Annotated in this window: 17 protein-coding genes and 1 pseudogene; 10 read left to right on the top strand and 8 right to left on the bottom strand. The window is 71.8% G+C overall.

Translation table 11 applies throughout. The features are described 5' to 3' along the window. Positions 1-180 precede the first annotated feature (180 nt). Together I6A81_RS17215 and I6A81_RS17210 are read right to left on the bottom strand one after the other, a co-directional pair. Positions 181-1,146 carry an FG-GAP repeat domain-containing protein gene (locus I6A81_RS17215; RefSeq protein WP_203003813.1) on the bottom strand — a complete coding sequence of 322 codons (966 nt, stop codon included), beginning with the start codon at positions 1,144-1,146 and terminating at the stop codon, positions 181-183. Beyond that, positions 1,143-1,700, bottom strand: coding sequence for a SigE family RNA polymerase sigma factor (locus tag I6A81_RS17210; RefSeq protein WP_203003812.1), 558 nt, complete (start codon positions 1,698-1,700; stop codon positions 1,143-1,145). Before I6A81_RS17210 ends, I6A81_RS17215 begins: the two co-directional genes overlap by 4 nt. A 417-nt stretch (positions 1,701-2,117) precedes the next feature. Between I6A81_RS17210 and ccrA the strand changes: the two genes are divergently transcribed. Beyond that, entirely contained in the window at positions 2,118-3,467 is a 1,350-nt protein-coding gene (ccrA, locus tag I6A81_RS17205; protein ID WP_203003811.1) for a crotonyl-CoA carboxylase/reductase, read from the top strand. Between the two features lie 401 nt (positions 3,468-3,868). Further along, a complete protein-coding gene (locus tag I6A81_RS17200; protein WP_203003810.1) occupies positions 3,869-4,555 on the top strand; it encodes an ATP synthase subunit B family protein in 687 nt (228 codons plus the stop codon). Between the two features lie 58 nt (positions 4,556-4,613). Here I6A81_RS17200 and I6A81_RS17195 read toward each other — a convergent pair whose 3' ends face one another. Both I6A81_RS17195 and I6A81_RS17190 read right to left on the bottom strand, forming a co-directional pair. Beyond that, positions 4,614-4,931, bottom strand: a complete 318-nt coding sequence (locus I6A81_RS17195) for a hypothetical protein (protein WP_407661320.1) — start codon at positions 4,929-4,931, stop codon at positions 4,614-4,616. A 45-nt stretch (positions 4,932-4,976) separates the two neighbouring features. Further along, positions 4,977-5,549 (bottom strand): YkvA family protein, encoded by a 573-nt coding sequence (locus tag I6A81_RS17190; protein WP_203003809.1) that lies wholly within the window; start codon positions 5,547-5,549, stop codon positions 4,977-4,979. A gap of 495 nt (positions 5,550-6,044) precedes the next feature. Between I6A81_RS17190 and I6A81_RS17185 the strand changes: the two genes are divergently transcribed. Further along, on the top strand, positions 6,045-7,817 hold the full coding sequence (locus I6A81_RS17185) for a 3-hydroxyacyl-CoA dehydrogenase family protein (RefSeq protein ID WP_203003808.1): 1,773 nt from the start codon (positions 6,045-6,047) through the stop codon (positions 7,815-7,817). Positions 7,818-8,198: 381 nt separating this feature from the next. On the opposite strand, the gene nucS is transcribed toward I6A81_RS17185, so the two are convergent. After that, positions 8,199-8,861, bottom strand: a complete 663-nt coding sequence (nucS, locus tag I6A81_RS17180; protein WP_203002490.1) for an endonuclease NucS — start codon at positions 8,859-8,861, stop codon at positions 8,199-8,201. 158 nt (positions 8,862-9,019) lie between these two features. Then, positions 9,020-9,607, bottom strand: a complete 588-nt coding sequence (locus tag I6A81_RS17175) for an HD domain-containing protein (protein ID WP_203002491.1) — start codon at positions 9,605-9,607, stop codon at positions 9,020-9,022. Between the two features lie 218 nt (positions 9,608-9,825). Between I6A81_RS17175 and murA the strand changes: the two genes are divergently transcribed. From murA to I6A81_RS46205, 4 genes and pseudogenes are all read left to right on the top strand, one after another. Further along, positions 9,826-11,100: a UDP-N-acetylglucosamine 1-carboxyvinyltransferase gene (murA, locus tag I6A81_RS17170; RefSeq protein ID WP_307874717.1), complete on the top strand. Its 1,275-nt coding sequence runs from the start codon at positions 9,826-9,828 to the stop codon at positions 11,098-11,100. Positions 11,101-11,396: 296 nt separating this feature from the next. Further along, positions 11,397-12,101 carry a hypothetical protein gene (locus I6A81_RS17165; RefSeq protein WP_203002493.1) on the top strand — a complete coding sequence of 235 codons (705 nt, stop codon included), beginning with the start codon at positions 11,397-11,399 and terminating at the stop codon, positions 12,099-12,101. Between the two features lie 302 nt (positions 12,102-12,403). Further along, the gene (locus I6A81_RS17160) at positions 12,404-14,497 is read left to right on the top strand and encodes a protein meaA (protein ID WP_238428896.1); all 2,094 of its coding nucleotides are present in this window, start codon (positions 12,404-12,406) and stop codon (positions 14,495-14,497) included. A 339-nt stretch (positions 14,498-14,836) separates the two neighbouring features. Then, positions 14,837-15,955 (top strand): annotated as a pseudogene (locus I6A81_RS46205) (IS630 family transposase). 31 nt (positions 15,956-15,986) lie between these two features. Here the strand turns inward: I6A81_RS46205 and I6A81_RS17145 are convergent. Further along, the gene (locus tag I6A81_RS17145) at positions 15,987-16,451 is read right to left on the bottom strand and encodes an NUDIX hydrolase (protein ID WP_203002494.1); all 465 of its coding nucleotides are present in this window, start codon (positions 16,449-16,451) and stop codon (positions 15,987-15,989) included. On the opposite strand from I6A81_RS17145, the gene I6A81_RS17140 reads away from it, so the two are divergent. The 3 genes from I6A81_RS17140 to I6A81_RS17130 are packed head-to-tail and all read left to right on the top strand — an operon-like array spanning position 16,450 to position 18,930. Continuing rightward, positions 16,450-17,526, top strand: a complete 1,077-nt coding sequence (locus tag I6A81_RS17140) for a hypothetical protein (RefSeq protein WP_238428898.1) — start codon at positions 16,450-16,452, stop codon at positions 17,524-17,526. The two genes, I6A81_RS17145 and I6A81_RS17140, sit on opposite strands and share 2 nt — an antisense overlap. Positions 17,527-17,560: 34 nt before the next feature. Next, positions 17,561-18,304, top strand: coding sequence for a protein phosphatase 2C domain-containing protein (locus I6A81_RS17135; protein ID WP_203002495.1), 744 nt, complete (start codon positions 17,561-17,563; stop codon positions 18,302-18,304). A 53-nt stretch (positions 18,305-18,357) separates the two neighbouring features. Further along, entirely contained in the window at positions 18,358-18,930 is a 573-nt protein-coding gene (locus tag I6A81_RS17130; protein ID WP_203002496.1) for a cob(I)yrinic acid a,c-diamide adenosyltransferase, read from the top strand. Between the two features lie 11 nt (positions 18,931-18,941). Here the strand turns inward: I6A81_RS17130 and I6A81_RS17125 are convergent, their stop codons facing one another. After that, positions 18,942-19,292 (bottom strand): DUF4288 domain-containing protein, encoded by a 351-nt coding sequence (locus I6A81_RS17125; RefSeq protein ID WP_203002497.1) that lies wholly within the window; start codon positions 19,290-19,292, stop codon positions 18,942-18,944. Positions 19,293-19,427: the final 135 nt, after the last annotated feature.

Genomic DNA, 19,427 nt, shown 5'->3' with positions numbered 1-19,427 from the left:
CGGCCTTCCCGGGGGGCACGACGGCACTTTCCGGGCTTTTCGGGGCACGACGACATTGTTTGGCTGCCTGGTCGCCTGGCTGGCGCCCGCGCGACCCGCCGGAGTGGCCGCGCGACGCCGCGGGGAAGCCCGCCGGCCAGCGCTCGAGGTGACTCTCGGCGACTCGAGGTGACTCGGCGGTCAGCCGCAGTCCGCCGTGAACAGCGGCGTCGCCTCCGCCGCCGGCATCGTGGCGCTGGTCGGCGTGCCCACCGCCTCCCAGCGGTCGAAGGCGAGGCGCAGCGTCGTGGTCGTGACGGTGTAGCTCTGCCCGCCGTCCACCGCCACCCCGGCGACGACGGTGACGCCGTCGTGCGAGCAGCGGAAGCCGGCGGCGGTCTGCCCCGACGAGGCGCCGGCGGCCAGCCGCGCCGAGGGCAGGTCGGGGACCATCGCGACGACACCGGGCGAGACGAAGCGCAGCACCGCGTAGTCCGCGAGGCCGCCGGCCGGCCCGGTCCTGACGATCAGCTCGGAGTAGCCGTCGCCGTCGAGGTCGAACCCGGCCGGCGAGCCGAGCGCCGAGCCCGCCGGGAAGTCGTAGCGCGCGGTTTCGCCGCGGCTCATGCGGACCTCGACGGTGGGCCCGCTGACCGAGACCTCGTCGGCCATGCCGTCGCCGTCGATGTCGCCGTCCCTGGCCGGCCGGCCCGACGCCGGTGGCCTGGTCTGGCTGCCGGCGTCGCTGGTCCGGACGCCAGGGCTCGTCGGGCCGGTGGGCGACCCGCTGACCGCCGGTGTGGAGGTCCCGCCGACGGGCGGGGTGGAGCCGGGTGAGGAGGGACCGTGGCTGGAGCCGTTCGGGTCGGTGGAGCCGGCGCCCGTCGACGATCCCTGGGCCGTCTGGCCCGTCACGTTCAGGCCTGGTGGGGGCTCCACCACGACCGACTTCGGTTCCGGCCGCAGCAGCAGCACGGCCAGGCCGATCAGGCCGGCCATCGCCACCCCGCCGGCGGCCAGCAGCGGGATGCGCCAGCGGTTGCGCCGTTCGACACCGGCCCGGATCCGCTGGTAGCCCTCCGCCGACGGCCGGACCGGCTCGACAGCGGCGCGCAGCAACCGGCTCAGCTCCTCGGGGCTGAGCTGGTCCTGCTCGGGGACGTTCACCGTAGATCCGCCAGCTTGGTCGACAGGGCCGCCAGGCCGCGGGACGTGTACGCCTTGACGGAGCCGACGCTGCAGCCCATCACCGCGGCGGCGTCGGCCTCCGACATGTCCGCGTAGTAGCGCAGGACGACAGCCTCCCGCTGCCGCCGCGGCAGCTCACGAAGCGCCTGCACGACCGCGGCGCGCTCGACCAGAGAGTAGGCCCCCTCCTCGGCGCTGGCGGCATCGGGCATCGGCTTGGGGGCGTGCTTGAGCGCGACGAGCCGGCGGCGCAACGTGGACCGGGCGAGGTTGACGACGGTCTGGCGGAGGTAGGCGAGCGCCTTGTCCTTGTCCTGGAGGCGGCCCCATGCGCCGTGGACACGGATGTAGGCGTCCTGCACGACCTCCTCGCACAGGCCGATGTCGTCGAGCAGCAGTGCCGCGAGGCGGACGAGGGATCGGTAGTGCTCGGTGTACAGCGCGGTCAGTGCCTGGTCGGCGTCCCGGGCGACGGCACCGCGGGCGGCGTCGCTCCGCGCAGGCACGGGCCGCCACCCTTCCACGACTGTCATGGGCACGGTCACGACTGAAATGACGCGGGCCGGGCCGTATGGGTTGTCCTCACCGTTCTACCGCTTTGCGCAGGGGCTAGTCAGCCAGTCTCGCCACCGATGCCTGTCGGTCAGGAGACCGCGCTCACGAACCCGTCGATGGCACGCACGAACCGTTCACAGCGTGATCACCCATGAGCGCGCGGTACATGCCGGCACGCCCGACCGCTACCTCCGCCGGCTCCGGCCCGTCACCGGCCGCGCGCCGCCGGCCGGCCGGCGGGTGACGCGGCGCGGCCGGCTCCGGGCTACGCGCGAGCACCGGGACCACAACGATCAGCCCGACATTGGGCCGGGGCTCACTTCCGCGCGACCGGGGAGGCGGCAATCGATGACACTTGCTGTGCCGCTCGCACTCCCGACTGCCGGAGGTAGCCCGTGAAGGACATCCTCGACGCCATCCTCGCCGAGGCGTCGCCCGCCGAGACCCGGGAGAAGGAGTTCGCCGCGCTGCCCGTCCCCGAGTCCTACCGGGGCGTGGTCGTGCGCAAGGACGAGGTCGGCATGTTCGAGGGCCTCGCCTCCCGGGACAAGGACCCGCGCCGGTCGCTGCACGTCGACGAGGTCGCCACGCCGGAGCTCGGGCCGGGCGAGGCGCTGGTCGCGGTGATGGCGTCGTCGGTCAACTACAACACCGTCTGGACGTCGATCTTCGAGCCGATGTCCACCTTCGGCTTCCTGGAGCGCTACGGCCGTACGTCCCCGCTGGCGAAGCGGCACGACCTCCCCTACCACGTGGTGGGCTCGGACCTGGCCGGCGTCGTGCTGCGCACCGGGGTGGGCGTGCACGCCTGGAAGCCGGGCGACGAGGTCGTCGCGCACTGCCTGTCGGTGGAGCTGGAGCGGCCCGAGGGGCACGACGACACGATGCTCGACCCCGAGCAGCGGATCTGGGGCTTCGAGACGAACTTCGGCGGGCTGGCCCAGCTCGCCCTGGTGAAGGCGAACCAGCTGATGCCGAAGCCCGGCCACCTGAGCTGGGAGGAGGCGGCGAGCCCCGGACTGGTGAACTCGACGGCCTACCGCCAGCTCGTCTCCCGCAACGGCGCGGCGATGAAGCAGGGCGACATCGTGCTGATCTGGGGCGCCTCCGGCGGTCTCGGCTCGTATGCCACCCAGATGGCGCTGAACGGCGGGGCTATCCCGGTCTGCGTCGTGTCGTCGCCGGAGAAGGCCGAGGTCTGCCGGTCGCTCGGCGCGGAGCTGGTTATCGACCGCGCCGCCGAGGGCTACCGGTTCTGGCGCGACGAGCAGACCCAGAACCCGAAGGAGTGGCAGCGGTTCGGCAAGCGGATCCGTGAGCTCACCGGCGGCGAGGACCCGGACATCGTGTTCGAACACCCGGGACGCGAGACGTTCGGCGCCTCGGTCTATGTCACCCGGCGCGGCGGCACGATCGTTACCTGCGCCTCGACCAGCGGATTCATGCACAGTTACGACAACCGCTACCTGTGGATGAGCCTCAAGCGCATCATCGGCTCGCATTTCGCGAACTACCGGGAGGCCTACGAGGCGAACCGGCTGATCGCGCGCGGCCTGATTCACCCGACGCTGTCCAGGGTCTACCCGCTCGAGCAGACCGGCCAGGCCGCCTACGACGTGCACCGCAACGCGCACCAGGGGAAGGTCGGCGTGCTGTGCCTCGCGCCGCGGGAGGGCCTCGGCGTGCGCGACCAGGCGCTCCGGGAGCGCCACCTGCCGGCCATCAACCGGTTCCGGGGCGTCTAGGCCGCGGTCTCCCGCCGAGTTGCCCTCTCCGCCACTCACGCTGGCCTGGCCCGATTCAGGCCGATTCAGGTCTAATCTGGCTAAATAGGTCGAATCGACCCCAAGGGGCGGCTCGGCGGGGACCGACCGCGGGACCCGGCCAGATGGCGGGCTCACGCATGCTCATGGGGTCGAGGGAGGAGCTCCGTGCGTCGGCGCGGGGCCCTCGGCCAGGCCCCGCGCCGACGCACGGCACGGCCCAGGCGACGGACCGGCGACGCCCGACCGGGCCGGACGAGGCACGTTCCGACCCGGAAACCACGCAGAAACCGTTACGGCGGGGGTGCTGTGAGGGCGTGGGACCGGGGCGGTAGGGTGACGGCTGTGACTAGCCACGCCACCGCCTGGAATGCTGGTCTGCTATGACCGAGCACTCCGATCTCATTCCGATGGCCGGCGAGGGCGACGGGTCCCCCGGCTTTGATTTGGTTCGCCGCGGTTACGACCCGCATCAGGTGAACTCCCATGTTGCTTGGCTCATGGAGCAACTTCGGGAGGCCGAGGCGCACCGGGCGGCCGCCGAGGCCGCGGCGTCGGAGGCGGCGGCCGAGGCCGCGCGCGTCCGTGACGACCTGGCGGCGAACCGGCCAGCCTGGGACGACTTCGGCGGTCGCATCACCCAGATCCTGATGCTCGCGGAGGAAGAAGCCGCGACGGTGCGCGCCGAGCGGACCAGGGACGCCGAGTCGCAGCTGGACGAGGCCCGGCGGATCGTCACCGACGCCGAGCACACCCGCGACCGCACGCTGCGCGAGGCCGACGAGCAGGCGGCCGGCATCGTGTCGACGGCCCGCGGCGAGGCGGAGCACATCATCGACTCCGCTCGTTCCAAGGCGACCAAGCTCGAGGACGAGTCGCAGCACCGGCTCAGCGAGCTGGAGCGCCAGCGCGACCAGGTCACCTCCCAGCTCGGCGCGCTGCGTGACCAGGTCACCCAGCAGCTGTCCGCGCTGCGCAACCAGCTCGCCGCCGCCACCGCGGCGATCGAGCTGCCTGGCATGGAGGAGCAGAAGGCCGTCGGCTCTCCCAAGGCCGGCAGCCGCATCTGACCGTCTCCCCGAACGCCCCGCCCCAGCCCGGCCAGCCGGCCGGCGCCCGGGCCAGGGGCTAGTAGGGGGCGCGGTACGGCCGGGCCCCGGCACGGCGGCGCGACCAGCATGGCGTGTGCCAGTGCCGGCGGTGGTCCATGCTTCCGTTCGGCCAGACCACCATGTGCGGGGTCCCCGGCGGGATCTCGTGGTCACAGCCGGGGCAGCGGTAGGCCTTCGCGCTGGCGGCGCCCGTCACGGCCCGCTGCGCCCACTCCTCGCCGTCGATCGTCACCGCGTCGACCAGCCAGCCCGGCCGTCGCTCGTCGTCGTCGCGCGGGCGCCGGCGGGACAGGCGCCGGGGCTGCTCCGCTCCTCGCCGCCGCCGCGGGCTCACCGTGACCGCCGGGGCATCTGGACGTTCGTGGCTTCCTGGCCGCGCCTACTTGCGGAACCAGCCGCCGTCGCCCTTGCCGCCCGAGTTCCCCCCGGCCGTGTCCCCCTTGGCCGAGTTCCCCGCGGCCGGGCCACCCGGGATGGTCTCGTCGACCCGGCCGACGACCTCGCCGTCGACCACCCGGCCGGAGCCACCGAACCTGCCAACCCCGCCCACCCGGCCGAAGGCGGCGCCGGCGATCGTGGTGGCCAGTTTCGCCTTGCGCACCATTCCGGCGGGGCTCGCGAGCGCCGAGGAGGCGCCGATGAGCGCGTGGAACGCCCGGTCGCTGCCGCGCCAGTGCTCACGCAGGATCGGCTCCCCCGCGCCGACGACGAGCCTGCGGAAGGCAAACGCGATCACGGCGACGTCGTCGAGCTGCCCGATCACCGGGATGACGTTGGTGATCTTGTTCTTCGGCGACACCAGGTAGGCGAGCGCCGCGCCCGCCTCGAGCTTCGCCGACTGCGGCACCCGCGGGTCGGCGACGACGCCGCGGAGCATGAACGCTGTGTCCGGCAGGAACGTCGCGACCTCGCGGCCGAACGAGCGCAGCGCGTCCTTGTCCAGCGTGGCCATCAGCCGCCCTTCCTCCCGTCCGCCACTCCGGCGACGTCTCCGGCGGGCGTGCCCGCCACGGGTCCGGCACCGTTTGCCGACCCATCGTAGAACGGGCGTACGACAGCGCAGACGTCCCGGACCTCCCGGATCGGCCAGGCCCGATCCGGCGGAGCCCCGAAAACTGCTCACCACGGCATCCACCCGTCCCGACGGACGCTCGATTGCGCACCGTCAGCCAGGCCAGCGACACTCTCGGTGAGCACACCCCGGCGGGCCGACAGGGGCGCGCCAGGAACGCGGCGGGACGCGGCCTACGGGTCGAGACGACGGGCGGCGGACCGGCGGGGCGGACCGGGGCGCCGTCCCCAGGCCCGACTCCCACCCCCGCATAGAAAGCAGTCCTCATCACGATCACAAGCCTGTCAGTCACCAATCTGGGAGGATCCGCGCAGCGGCAGACGCTTTGGGCACTCAGGTCCCGAGACTCGGGCACATTCGACACAGGGAGCTGGCATGGGTCGCGAGCTGACGACGGTGGCGGTGGTCGGTCTCGGCACGATGGGCGCCGGGATCGCCGAGGTCCTCGCCAGAGCGGGCATCGAGGTGATCGGCGTCGAGAAGGACGCCGCGGGGCTGGAGCGCGGGCGCGGGCACCTGGCGCACTCGACCGACCGCGCGGTCCAGCGCGGCAAGCTGACCACCGAGGAGCGCGACGCGCTGCTCGGCCGGATCAGGACGGGGACGGACCTGACGGCCGTCGCCGACGTGGCGTTGGTGATCGAGGCGATCGACGAGGACGAGGAGGCGAAAAAGGAGCTGTTCGCGCGGTTGGACACGCTCTGCCCCGCCGACACCATCTTCGCGACCAACACCAGCTCGCTGTCGGTCACCGCGCTCGCCGCCGCGACCCATCGGCCGTCCCGGGTCGTCGGGACACACTGGTTCAACCCGGCGCCCGTGATGGGCCTCGTCGAGATCATCAGCACCGTCGTCACCGACCCAGCCGTGCTCACCGAGGTGAGCGGCCTCGTCGGGCGGGCCGGCAAGAGCGCGGTGACCGCCGGCGACCGCGCCGGGTTCATCGTCGACGCGCTGCTGTTCGGCTACCTGAACAACGCGGTGCGGATGCTCGAGGCGCACTACGCCAGCCGGGAGGACATCGACGCTGCGATGCGTTTCGGCTGCGGCCACCCGATGGGGCCGCTGGCGCTGCTCGACCTGATCGGCCTGGACACCGCCTACGCGATCCTCGACTCGATCTACCACACCTCGCGCGACCACCTGCACGCGCCGGCGCCGCTGCTCAAGCAGCTCGTCACCGCGGGAATGCTGGGCCGCAAGACCGGCCGCGGCTTCTACGCCTACGCCGCGCCCGACTCGCCGGAGGTCGTCGACGCCGCGCCGCCCACCACCATCGCCGGCGCGGACACGCGGACCGTGCGCACGGTCGGCGTCGTCGGCACCGGCACCATGGCCGTCGGCATCGCGGAGGTGCTCGCCAAGTCGGGCTTCGAGGTGATCGTGCGAGCGCGCGACGAGGACAAGGTCGCCGCCGTGCGCAAGAAGGTGGAGAAGTCCCTGGCGAAGTCCGTCGAGCGGGGCCGGCTGTCCTCCGACGACCGGGACGCGACGCTGGCCCGGCTGCGGGGCACCGCCGACCTCGGCGACCTCGCCGAGGCCGATCTGATCATCGAGGCCGTCGTCGAGGACCTCTTGGTCAAGCGCTCGCTGTTCACCGACCTCGACAAGGTCGCGAAGCCGGGCGCGGTGCTCGCCACCACCACGTCGTCGCTGCCCGTCGTGGAGTGCGCCACCGCGACCTCCCGGCCGGCGGACGTGATCGGCATGCACTGGTTCAACCCGGCGCCGGCGATGAAGCTCGTCGAGGTGGTGCCGACGGTGCTGACCACGCCGGACGTCACCGCGACCGTGCTCGCCGTCGCCCGGGCCGCGCGCAAGCACCCGGTCACCTGCGCGGACCGCGCGGGCTTCATCGTGAACGCCCTGCTGTTCCCGTACCTCAACGACGCGGTGCGGATGCTCGAGGCGCACTACGCCACGGTCGAGGACATCGACACGGCGATGAAGGTTGGCTGCGGCCACCCGATGGGCCCGTTCGAGCTGGCCGACGTCGTCGGGCTCGACGTGACGCTGGCGATCCAGCGCACCCTGTACCTGGAGTTCCGCGAGCCCGGGTACGCCCCGGCGCCGCTGCTGGAGCACCTCGTGACGGCCGGATACCTCGGCCGCAAGACCGGCCGCGGCTTCCACAACCACGCGCGGTGAGGCGGTCGGCTCAAGGTCGCCCAGGGGCGACCATCGCCGCTCCGCCGTCGGGGCGCTGGGCGCCCCGACCAGCCTGGTGCCGGGTGAGACCCATAGATCCAGGTCACACCCGTTCCGGGTCGGGATCGTGGCTGGGTTTCATCAGTAACGCCGGCGCGCTCCGGCCCCTTCCTTGCTTCGCGGCGGAAGGGACCTCCGCGCGCCGTCCTCCTCCGCTCACGGGCGCTACGGCGACCTCCACTGCGGCCCGCCGTGCATCGCTTCGCTCGCAAGGCGGGCCTCCGCGGAGGCGCGCCTCCGCGCCCAGCGCGGTTGCGTCACGCTGCACGTCACCAAGCCGAAGCCAGCTCTTGCTCGGCCGCGTCGCTTCGCTCGTGGAACTCAGAAGAGGGTGGGGATGGAGGGTTCGAGGCCGCGTAGGGCGTCGTAGTCGACGGTCACGCAGGCGAGGCCGCGGTCGGTCGCCAGCAGGCGCGCCTGTGGCGTGATCGACTGCGCGGCCAGGATGCCGTGCACCGGGTGCGGCAGCGCCGGGTCGTCGTTCATCCGGGAGACGTAGCGGGTCAGCTGCTCGACACCGTCGATCTCGCCGCGCCGCTTGATCTCCACCGCGACGCTGGACCCGTCGCCGGCCCGGCAGAGCAGGTCGACGGGGCCGATCCCGGTCTCGTACTCGCGGCGCACCAGGGTCAGGTCCTCCCGGATCGCGTCCGGCCGGTCGGCGAGCAGCACCTGCAGGTGCGCCTCCACGCCGTCCTTGCGCAGGCCCGGGTCGACGCCGAGCTCGTGGGTCGAGTCGTGCATGATCTCCTCGATGGTGATCAGAAGCGACTCGGCCGCCTTGTTCGTGACCTTCCACCCGCCTTCCTCCTCAGTGAGGACGCACGGGGGGCTCATCCAGTTCAGCGGCTTGTAGGCGCGGCCATCGGCGTGGATAGACACCGATCCGTCGGCCTTGACCAGCAACAGCCGCACCGCGCTCGGTAGGTGGGCATTGAGCCGGCCGACGTAGTCCACGCTGCACCGAGCGATCACGAGCCGCATTTGGCCACGTTATCGCGCCTTCCGGCATTCACCGGGGTGTGGGTGACGGCAAGCCACGATTGGCCGGACCAGCCGCTGGAATGCCCCGCCAAGCCGCCGCCAAGCCCGCCAGGCCGGGCGGACGCGGCGGACCGTCGTCAGGTCTCGACCGCGGGCCGTCAGGTCGACCGCGGGCCGTCCTGCCGGGCCCGCGCGGCCGCCGCGGCGGCCAGCTCGTCGAGCAGGACGCGCCGGCCCGCGTACCGGGTCGCGAGCCGCTCGGCCTGCTCGGCCGGCAGCCGGGCCAACCGGACGGGGTCGCCGTTGTCCGCCATGTCCGCGCGCTTGACGACGACGGCGACCGGGTCGACCGCGACCCTGGCGAGGTAGTCCGCGGTCTGTTCGCCCGGCCGCTTGCTCAGCGCGTCGACGGTGGCCACCACCGCCGGCGGGTAGCCACGCGCGGCCAGGTCGGCGAGGGTCACCTCGGTGTCCTCGACGACGTCGTGCAGCAGCGCCGCCAGCTGCGCGTGCACGAGGTCGACCCCGGCGGCCGGGGCGGTCCGCCGCGCGATGGCCCGGACCCGCAGCGGGTGCCCGATGTATGCCTCACCGCCCTTGTCCAGCTGACCGGCGTGCATCTCGGCCGCGAACGCCTCGGTCTCCTCGAGGCCAGGACCGGCCGCGCCGGCGGGCGGGTGCGCGCGCGGCGGGGCCGCCTGCCCGCCGGCGTCGGGCCGGGTAACGCCTGGTTCGGGGCGTGCCATCGCTCCACGGTAGCGTCGGCCGTGCCCGCGCCGCCTGCCTCGGGTCCACGCCCGACCCGCCGATCCGGGCTGTTCGACTCTGCGTGACCGCGGGCCGCGTTGGGAAGGGGCGGGACATGCCGGAGGCGACGCGGGATGAATCCCTATCGGGTGAAGGACAGGCGATGCGCTGCCGTCGAACAGGAAGACCGCCCGAGCAGGCCCTAGCATCGAATTCCGTGGAGCGCTTCGTCGTAACCGGCGGATCCAGGCTGGCCGGCGAGGTCCTGATCCCAGGGGCGAAGAACTCCGTCCTCAAGTTGATGGCCGCGAGCCTGCTGGCGCCCGGCACGACGACGCTGTCGGCGGTGCCCGACATCCTCGACGTGGACGTCATGGCCGACGTCCTCAGCGCGCTCGGCGCGCGCGTGGGCCGCGACCTGGCGGCCGGGACGATCAGCATCGAGACTCCCGACGTGCCTGGGGCGGTGGCCGACCCGGAGCTGGTCCGCCGGATCCGCGCCTCGGTTGCCATCCTCGGCCCGCTCGTCGGCCGGCGCGGCGAGGCGCGGGTGGCGCTGCCCGGCGGAGACGCGATCGGAGCCCGGGCCCTCGACATGCACGTCGACGGTCTGCGCCGCCTGGGCGCCGTCGTCGACATCGAGGACGGCGCGCTGGTAGCCCGCTCGTCCGGCCGGCTGCAGGGCGCGGCGATCTGGCTGGACTTCCCGAGTGTCGGCGCCACCGAGAACCTGCTAATGGCGAGCGTGCTCGCCAAGGGCACGACGGTCATCGACAACGCCGCCCGCGAGCCGGAGATCGCCGACCTGTGCGAGTTCCTCGCGCGGATGGGCGCGCGGATCGAGGGGATCGGCGGGTCCACACTCGTCGTCGACGGCGTCGAGGAGCTGCGGCCGGTGGCGCACGAGACCGTGCCGGACCGGATCGTCGCCGGGACCTACGCGATCGGCGCGGTCATGACCGAGGGCGACGTGATGATCCGGCACGGACGCGCCGAGCACCTCGGCATCGTCCTGGAGAAGCTGGCGGCGGCCGGCGCGCGCATCGAGCCCGGCGCCGACGGTTTCCGGGTCAGCTCCACGGGCCGGCCACGTTCGATCGACGTCGTCACGCTGCCCTATCCCGGGTTCCCCACGGACCTCCTTCCGCAGGTGATCGCGCTGGAGGCCGTCAGCCAGGGCATCTCCCTGATCACCGAGAACGTGTTCGACAGCCGGTTCGTGTTCTGCCGTGAGCTGCTCCGGCTCGGCGCGCAGCTGCGCACCGACGGCCACCACGTGGTCGTCCGCCCAGCACCCCGGCTGGCCGGCGCCTCGGTCGTGGCCTCCGACGTGCGCGCCGGCGCGGGGCTGGTGCTCGCCGGCCTGGTCGCCGAGGGGACGACCGTCGTTCACGAGGTGCACCACATCGACCGGGGCTACGCGGGCTTCGTCGAGAACCTGTGTGCCCTGGGAGCGGACATCCGCCGCGAGCGCGACGTCGCCGTGGCCTGACGGCCCGCCGCCCTCGGACCGCCCTTCGCCGTCATGGTCGCGGCATACTGCATGCTTGCGGCAAAGTGTGGCCGCGCACGGGAGCCCGCGCGCGGCCACACGGACACGCCGGCGTCGAGGGATCTGGGCGGCAGCCCCGCGGGGAGCCACCTCCGGGTGGCCGGCCGCCCACCCGGAGGCGCCGATGGGCCCGGGACTGTGCGATCCTGCCTTTCGATTGCACAGCCGGAGGCCTACGTCCCCCGGAGCACTACGGGGGAAGGTGTGTGCAGGCCGAACGGAGGCAGCTACCGCAGATGGACGTACCGATGCCGGCGGGCTCCGGCGGGAGAGTAGGCGCCGCCGCCGCGCCCTGGAAAGCCTGGGTGGAGGAGCGGCGCCGGCCCGTGATCGCCGGTGCCTTCGTCCTCGCCGCCCTGCTCGGCGTCGTGATCGGCCTGGTCACCGCCCCCGACTCCAAGGCCCCGCCAGAGACGGGCGACACCGCGCAAGCCGCCCCGGCCCGCAGCCCGCAGTTGCCCCCGCTGCCCTGGGCGAACAGCCGCTCCCCCGGTACCGCCACGAACCTGACGGTGGGCGACGACCTGAGGCCGGCGCTGACCTGGGCCGCGGCCGACGACGCGCTCGCCAAGGCCGACAAGCCCACCCTGTCCGAGGTCTTCCTTGCGTCCGGCGGTACGGCGGCAACAAGCGCCAGCCCGCAGGGCGGCACGCAAGGGGCGGCGCTGACCCAGCAGTCGATCACGATCCCGGCCGGCAAGCTCTACTACGGCGCCGTCCAGGGCTCAGATGCCACGTTGGACGAGTTCTGGGCCGTCGGTGTTACCGAGACACCGCCCGGCACCCCTGTGGCGGTCCCGGGGCTGCACGTCTGGAAGCGGGTCGGCAGCGGTCCCTGGACCGTCGTGGCGACCGGCGCGGGTGCCTGCGACATCGTGCCCCAGAACCTGTTCGGGGTCGGCGCATGGACCAGCCGCCCCCCGATCTGCGACCTCGCCTGATCACCCGGCAGCCACTCTCTCCCCTCCCCCTCCCCGCCAGCAGACGCCTGACGTGAGGCGCGGCACGGCCCGTAACGCCGCAGGCCACAGTATTTGGTGACAGTTTGCATCGCGGGCGCGCGAGGCGGTGACACCGGTACGCTTTCGCCGTTGGCCACGATCTGGGGGTCGTGGCGGCGCCGCGCCGTGAACGACCTCCGCTGAGACATCCGGGCCAGGTAAGGGCCAAGGACATCCGGCCATGGAACAGGCCAGGGACATCCGAGGCCAGGTAGGGCCCAACGGCGAGGGGATGGCTGGCGATGGCGGACGCGACACGGGCCGGGCAGAGCACGGACGGCACCGGCCAGCACGTGGCCTCCGGTGACAATGGCCTGTACTTGGCCTCCGGTGATGCCGCAAAGCGACCGGAGCGGGACCGGCCCTGGATCATCCGCACCTATGCCGGCCACTCCAGCCCGGCCGAGAGCAACGCGCTCTACCGGTGCAACCTGGCCAAGGGCCAGACGGGGCTCTCGGTCGCCTTCGACCTGCCGACCCAGACCGGCTACGACCCGGACCACGTGCTCGCCCGCGGCGAGGTCGGCAAGGTGGGCGTCCCGGTCGCCCATCTGGGCGACATGCGGGCGCTGTTCGAGGGCATCCCGCTCGACCGGATGAACACCTCGATGACGATCAACGCGACCGCGATGTGGCTGCTCGCGCTCTACCAGGTCGTCGCCGAGGAGCAGGGCGCCGACCCGGCGGCGCTCAACGGCACCACCCAGAACGACATCATCAAGGAGTACCTGTCGCGCGGGACGTACGTGTTCCCGCCCGGTCCGTCGCTGCGGCTCATCACCGACCTGATCGCCTATACGGTCACCGAGATCCCGAAGTGGAACCCGATCAACGTCTGCAGCTATCACCTGCAGGAGGCCGGGGCCACACCCGTGCAGGAGCTGGCCTACTCGATCTGCACGGTGATCGCGGTGCTGGACGCCGTGGTCGCCGCGGGCCAGGTGCCGAAGGAGCGGATGGGCGAGGTCTGCGCCCGCATCTCCTTCTTCGTGAACGCCGGGGTGCGGTTCGTCGAGGAGCTGTGCAAGATGCGCGCCTTCGTGGCGCTCTGGGACGACCTGCTGCGTACCCGCTACGGCGTCGCGGATCCCAGGCACCGCCGGTTCCGCTACGGCGTCCAGGTCAACTCCCTCGGCCTGACCGAGGCGCAGCCGGAGAACAACGTCATCCGGATCGTTCTCGAGGCGCTCGGCGTCACGCTGTCGAAGGACGCCCGCTGCCGGGCGCTGCAGCTGCCGGCCTGGAACGAGGCGCTTGGGCTGCCGCGACCGTGGGATCAGCAGTGGTCGCTGCGCATCCAGCAGATCCTCGCCCACGAGACCGACCTGCTCGAGTACGAGGACATCTTCACCGGCTCGGTCGTGATCGAGAAGCGGGTCGCGGAACTGGTCGAGGCGGCGAAGGCCGAGATCGACCGGGTGCAGGCGATGGGTGGCGCCGTCTCCGCCGTCGAGTCCGGCTACATGAAGTCCCAGCTCGTCGCCTCCCAGGCGGCCCGCCGGGCCCGGATCGAGAGCGGCGAGGACATCGTCGTCGGCGTCAACAAGTTCACCGAGACCGAGCCGAACCCGCTGCTCACCGACCTGGACGCGGCCATCCAGACCGTCGACCCGGCGGTCGAGCAGGCCGCGCGCACGGCCCTGGCCGGCTGGAAGGCGAAGCGCGACCCGGCCGGCGTCGACGAGGCGCTCCTCGGGCTGCGGGAGGCGGCGAAGACGGACACCAACCTGGTGCCCGCCACGCTCGCCTGTGCCCGCGCGGGCGTCACCACCGGCGAGTGGGCCGGGGTGCTGCGCGAGGTGTTCGGCGAGTACCGCGCGCCGACCGGAGTCTCCGGGGTGGCCATCGGCGCCTCGGCGAGCACCGCCGCGGGCTCCGAGCTCGCCGCCGTCCGGGAACGAGTCACCGCCACCGGCGACGACCTGGGCCGCCGGGTGAAGATCCTGGTCGGCAAACCTGGCCTTGACGGCCACTCGAACGGTGCCGAGCAGATCGCCGTGCGCGCCCGCGACGCCGGCTTCGAGGTCGTCTACCAGGGCATCCGACTCACGCCCGAACAGATCGTCGCCGCCGCGGTCCAGGAGGACGTCCACCTCGTCGGGCTGTCCATCCTGTCGGGCAGCCACCTGGAGCTGGTGCCCCAGGTCCTCGACGGCCTGCGCGCGGCGGGCCTCGGCGACGTCCCGGTGGTCGTCGGCGGCATCATCCCCGACCGCGACGCCGAGACCCTCCGGGCATCCGGCGTGGCCGCCGTCTACACGCCGAAGGACTACGGCCTGACCCAGATCATGGACGGCTTCGTGAACATCATCCGCGCCGCGAGCGGCCTGTCCTGACGCCGCCGCGCTCGGCCGTGAGCCTCTTTCCGGTCAGGCGGGTGCTCCTTGGTCACACGGGCGCCATCGCGGGACGAAGAGCACGGCCGCCCATTGCGTCAGACATCAGGGGCCCACGGAGCCCAAATCTTGCCCCTGATGTCTGACGCGACGGCCAAGTTCCCAGGCGTCCGCCAAAACGGTGCTTCAGCGACGCGAGCGAGATCGACATGGCGTGGCCTAGTGCGCTTGACCACTTACGTTCGCCGAGGCAGGGATCGGTGATCGGTTATCGCTGGCGGGGTGTCCCGGCGTGCACTGTCGGTGTCGGCATGTGAGCGATACCGGAAGGTGGACGTTGTGGCACAACCCGTGCGAGCGCGGCGGCTGACCGACGAGGAAGGCCAACGGCTGTTGAGGATCGTGCGGCGAGGGACGCACCCCTCGGTCCGGGTCCGCCGCGCGACAATCATCATGGCGTTGGCGAGCGGCAACACGGTGCCCGCGATCGCCCGGCTGGTCGCCGCCGACGAGGACACGTCCGGGCGGTGATCCACCGGTTCAACGAGATCGGCCTGGACTGCCTGGACCCTCACTGGGCGGGAGGCCGTCCCCGCCGGATCAGCCCTGAGGACGAGACGTTCCTCGTGCGGACGGCCCGGACCCGCCCGGCGAAGCTCGGGCGGCCGTTCACCCACTGGAGCCCGCGCAAGCTGGCCGCCTACCTCGCCGACAACCCCGACCGCCCGGTCACGATCGGCCGGGACGACTGCGCCAGTTGCTGGGCGACCACCGGATCTCCTTCCAGCGGGACCCGGACCTGGAAGGAATCCACCGACCCCGGCAAGGAGGCGAAACTCGACCGGATCGAGCAGGTGACCGCGACCTGTCCCTACCGCTGCTTCGCCTTCGACCAGTTCGGCCCGCTCTCGATCCGCCCCACCCACGGCGTCGGCTGGGCACCCCAGAGCCATCCCGACCGGCTCCCGGCGACCTACCCGGCGCACCCAGGGTGTCCGTTACCTCCACGGCTGCTACTCGCTCGGCGACGACCAGCTCTGGGGCGTGGTCCGCACCCGCAAGAGCGCGGACAACAGCCTGGCCGCCTTCCAGTCGATCAGAGCGGCCCGCCCCGACAACGCCCCCGTCTACGTCATCTGCGACAACCTGTCGGTCAACACCACCCCGAAGATCCGCCGCTGGGCGGCGCGCAACGACGTGCACCTGTGCCTGACCCCGAACTACGCCTCCTGGGCGAACTCGATCGAGGCCAAGTTCGGCCCGGTCCGGTCCTTCGTCATGAGCAACTCGAACCATCCCAACCACACCGTGCTGGCCCGCCACCTGCAGGCCTACCTGCGCTGGCACAACACCCACGCCCGCGACCCCTCCGTCCTGGCCGCCCAACGCCGCGAACGCGCCCGCGTCCGCTCCGAACGCCAACAACGCTGGGGACGACCACGATCACACGCCGCCTGACCCACCCCGACGCACCTTCGTGGTCAGCGCGCTAGCTGATGGCCTGTCCCGGGACCTGCGCACCAATGCCGGCGCCGATCAGATCGATACCATCGTGGCTTCGTATCGCCGGTTCCGCCACGCCCGCACACGCGTCGCGAACCCGAACGGCAAAGGCAGGGACGCTGCGTTCCTCCACCTCGGCCAGGGTCAGCCAACAGACTTCCGCTGACTCGTCCGTCTGCTCGCTGGGCTCACCCGAACCCCCGGCCGGCCGGCAGAGGAATACCAGAGCCACGACGCCACGCACGACGTTCAGGTAGACGCCGGTGAGCCTGATCGGCTCGACGGCCAGGCCGGTCTCCTCCGCGACCTCCCGTCGCAGCCCGTCCGGTATGTGCTCGCGGTCCTCCAGCACGCCCCCGGGAATCTGCCAACTGCCATCGTCCCGCCGCCGGATACACAGGACCCGCCCGTCCTCCCGGCGCACCACCCCAGCGACGCTGACCGAATGCATGAACGGAACGTACCAATTTGGCTACGCTGGCATGGTGGACCCCGGGCCGCTCGGCGTGGCGTTGGCCGCCCTCCCAACCGAGCGACATCCCGACTACGGCAGTCAGGCCCGCCGGCTGCTGCGCGAACTCAGCCCCACCGATGAGCAGTTGACCGCGCTGGTCGACGACACCGCCAACCCCGAGCAGATCAGGTTCAACGCGTTCTACTGCCTGCAGGCGAGGGCGTGGCGCAGAAAGGACCACACCCGGCACCGCGCGAACACCGACCGGCACCAGGCCGAGTTTGGTCACCACCCGATGTTCTTCTTCATGCAGGCGGAGTACTACGCCTCGCTCGACGAAGACCCCGTCAACCTCGAGGCCGCCATGCGGTTCGCCGAACAGGCGGTCGAGCGCCTGCCAGGAGTTCCGGGCGTACTGCATCTAGCGGCCGAGGTGAGGGCGGACTACGCGGACCGACAGGCCGTCCCGGACCGGGACCAGCTACTCGCCGCCGACCGGCATGTCCGGCAGGCGATCGCGATCAGTTCGGGTACCTATCCTCGCTACCACGCGACACTCGCCCGAATCTGCACGCTGCGCGGCGACTTTCCCGGGGCAAGAGCCAGCATCGCGCGCGCGATCGACGCCGAGGACAGCTCGGATCCGGAATACGCGCTACGCCTGGGCAGCTACCAGCTGATCAGATCGCGCATCCAGTATGTCCAGGAGACGGAACAACTGCGGAGCCGCCAGGAGGAGGCATCCGGCGAACTGCGCCGCATCCGCGGTCAGATCCTGGAGATCATGGGTTTGCTGGCGGCCGTGATCGCGCTTATCACCACGGCCGCCAACATCGCTTCCGGACAGTCCGCTCAAGCAGCCGGCGGCCTGATGGCGCTGACCGGCGGAGTGGTTCTCCTCGTGTTCTGGGCCTTCCATCTGCTTATCGTCGACACGCCCAGCGGGCGGCGTGGGCTCGCCGCCCTCGTACTTGGGGTCATGCTCGTCGTGGCCGGATGGGCGCAGATGCAGTGGGGACCGACGAATGCGCGTACTGGAAGCGATCAGTTCCTCGTCGAAGACGTCCAATGAGGACGCCTACGGCTATCGGGAGGACGGCGTCTGGGTGATCGACGGCGCGACCCCACTCGACGCCGCCGGACGGATCCACGGCCGCGGCGCCGCCGCCTGGCTCAGCGACACGGCAAGCGCGCTCCTGCGAGACGTCGTGTGGGCTGGCCGAAGCCTTCCCGACGTTCTCGCTTCCGTCATCGAACGGCTCGCGGACCTTGGCGCCGCACACGGACTTTTCGGCGCCGAGTTCCCAACCGCGGCCATCTCCCTCGTCCGGCAGGTGGACGATCGTGTTGAGGTCTGCTCGCTCGGCGACTGTTCCGTGCTGGTCGGCACCGCAAGCGGCAAACCGGTCGCGGTAACGGATCCCCAGTTTGCCGGCGCCGAGGAGGCCGCGCTCGCCGGAGTGCGTGACCGGATGGAGCAGGGCATCCCTCCGGCGGACGCGTATCTGGAGATCCGCGAGATTCTGCGCCAGCGGCGCAGCGAGCGAAATTCGCCCGCGGGCCTGTGGGTGCTCGCGGGAGATCCCGAGGCGGCAAGGCACGCGGCGATGGAGTCGCTCCCAGCACCGCCGGGAACTGACATCGTCCTCATGTCGGACGGGTTCAGTCGAGTTCTCTGGCCCTTCGGGCTTGTCGACGACATGAGTGAACTGATGGAACGAGTCACCGCGGGCGGTGCCGCCTCGCTGCTCGATGAGCTGCGAGCCGCCGAGGTCGCCGATCCGGACTGTCGCCGGGTCCCCCGCTTTGGCGTGCACGACGACGCAACCGTCGTCTGGGCACGGATGTGAGGCCGAACGGTTGAGGTGGGCGTTGACTGGGGCCCTGACCTTAGGGTGGGCGCATGGCCGTGCATCTGACCCGCATCTACACCAGGACCGGCGACGACGGGACGACCGCGCTTGGCGACATGTCGCGGACGTCGAAGACGGATCCGCGGCTGGGGGCGTACGCGGACACAGATGAGACGAACGCGGCGATCGGGGTGGCGCTGGCGCTCGGGAACCTGCCGGACGAGATCCGGGACGTGCTCCAGCAGGTCCAGAACGACCTGTTCGACGTGGGCGCGGACCTGTCGACGCCCGTCGTGCCGGACCCCAAGTACCCGCCGCTGCGGGTGACGCAGGCCTATGTCGACCGGTTGGAGGCCGCCTGCGACCGGTTCAACGAGGACCTGCCGAAGCTGGACTCGTTCATCCTGCCCGGCGGCACTCCCGGCGCGGCGCTGCTGCACGTGGCCAGAACGGTCTCCAGGCGCGCGGAACGGAGCGTCTGGGCGCTGCTCGCGGTCGACGGCGAGCGGACCAACCCCCTGACCGCCCGCTACCTCAACCGCCTCTCGGACCTGCTTTTCATCCTCAGCCGCGTCGCCAATCCCGGCGGCGACGTCAAATGGCGGCCAGGCGGCAACGCCTGACCCGAGCGGGTCTATTCGGTGCGCCGCGTGTGTTCGTCGCCGGTGTCGAAGAACCGGTTGAGGTATGCCGCCGGTTCGAGGGCGCTGTCGCGTATTAACGAGAACACCTCGGCGCCGTCGCCCGGCTCGTCGAAGAGGTGGTACGCCTGGGTGAGTCCCAGGTAGCGGTTGGACGAGTCGTCGATCGCGGCCGCGTAGCGGAGCGCCTCGTCCTCGGCGCGCGCGATCGCGTCGTCGAACGACGCCGCGCGCCACAGGGTGATCCGTTCCTCGTACATCTGCCGGTCGCCTCCGCCGGAGCCTGGCAGGCCGATGGCGAACACGCAGCGCACCGCGAACCAGCTCAGGTCAGGGGAAGCCACGGCTGGGATTCTCCCAGCCGAGGAACGGGAAACCGGGAAAAAGACGGCGGGGGGGGGGGGGGTGGGAACCCCCCCCCCCGGGGGGGGCGGCGGCCGGGGCCCCCCGGCGGGCGGGGGGGGCCCCGGGGGCCCCGG

The organism is Frankia nepalensis, from assembly GCF_016786325.1.
Lineage (GTDB): Bacteria > Actinomycetota > Actinomycetes > Frankiales > Frankiaceae > Pseudofrankia > Pseudofrankia nepalensis.
Note: the sequence above shows the minus strand (reverse complement) of the source record. Positions and strands in the feature narration are given on the sequence as shown.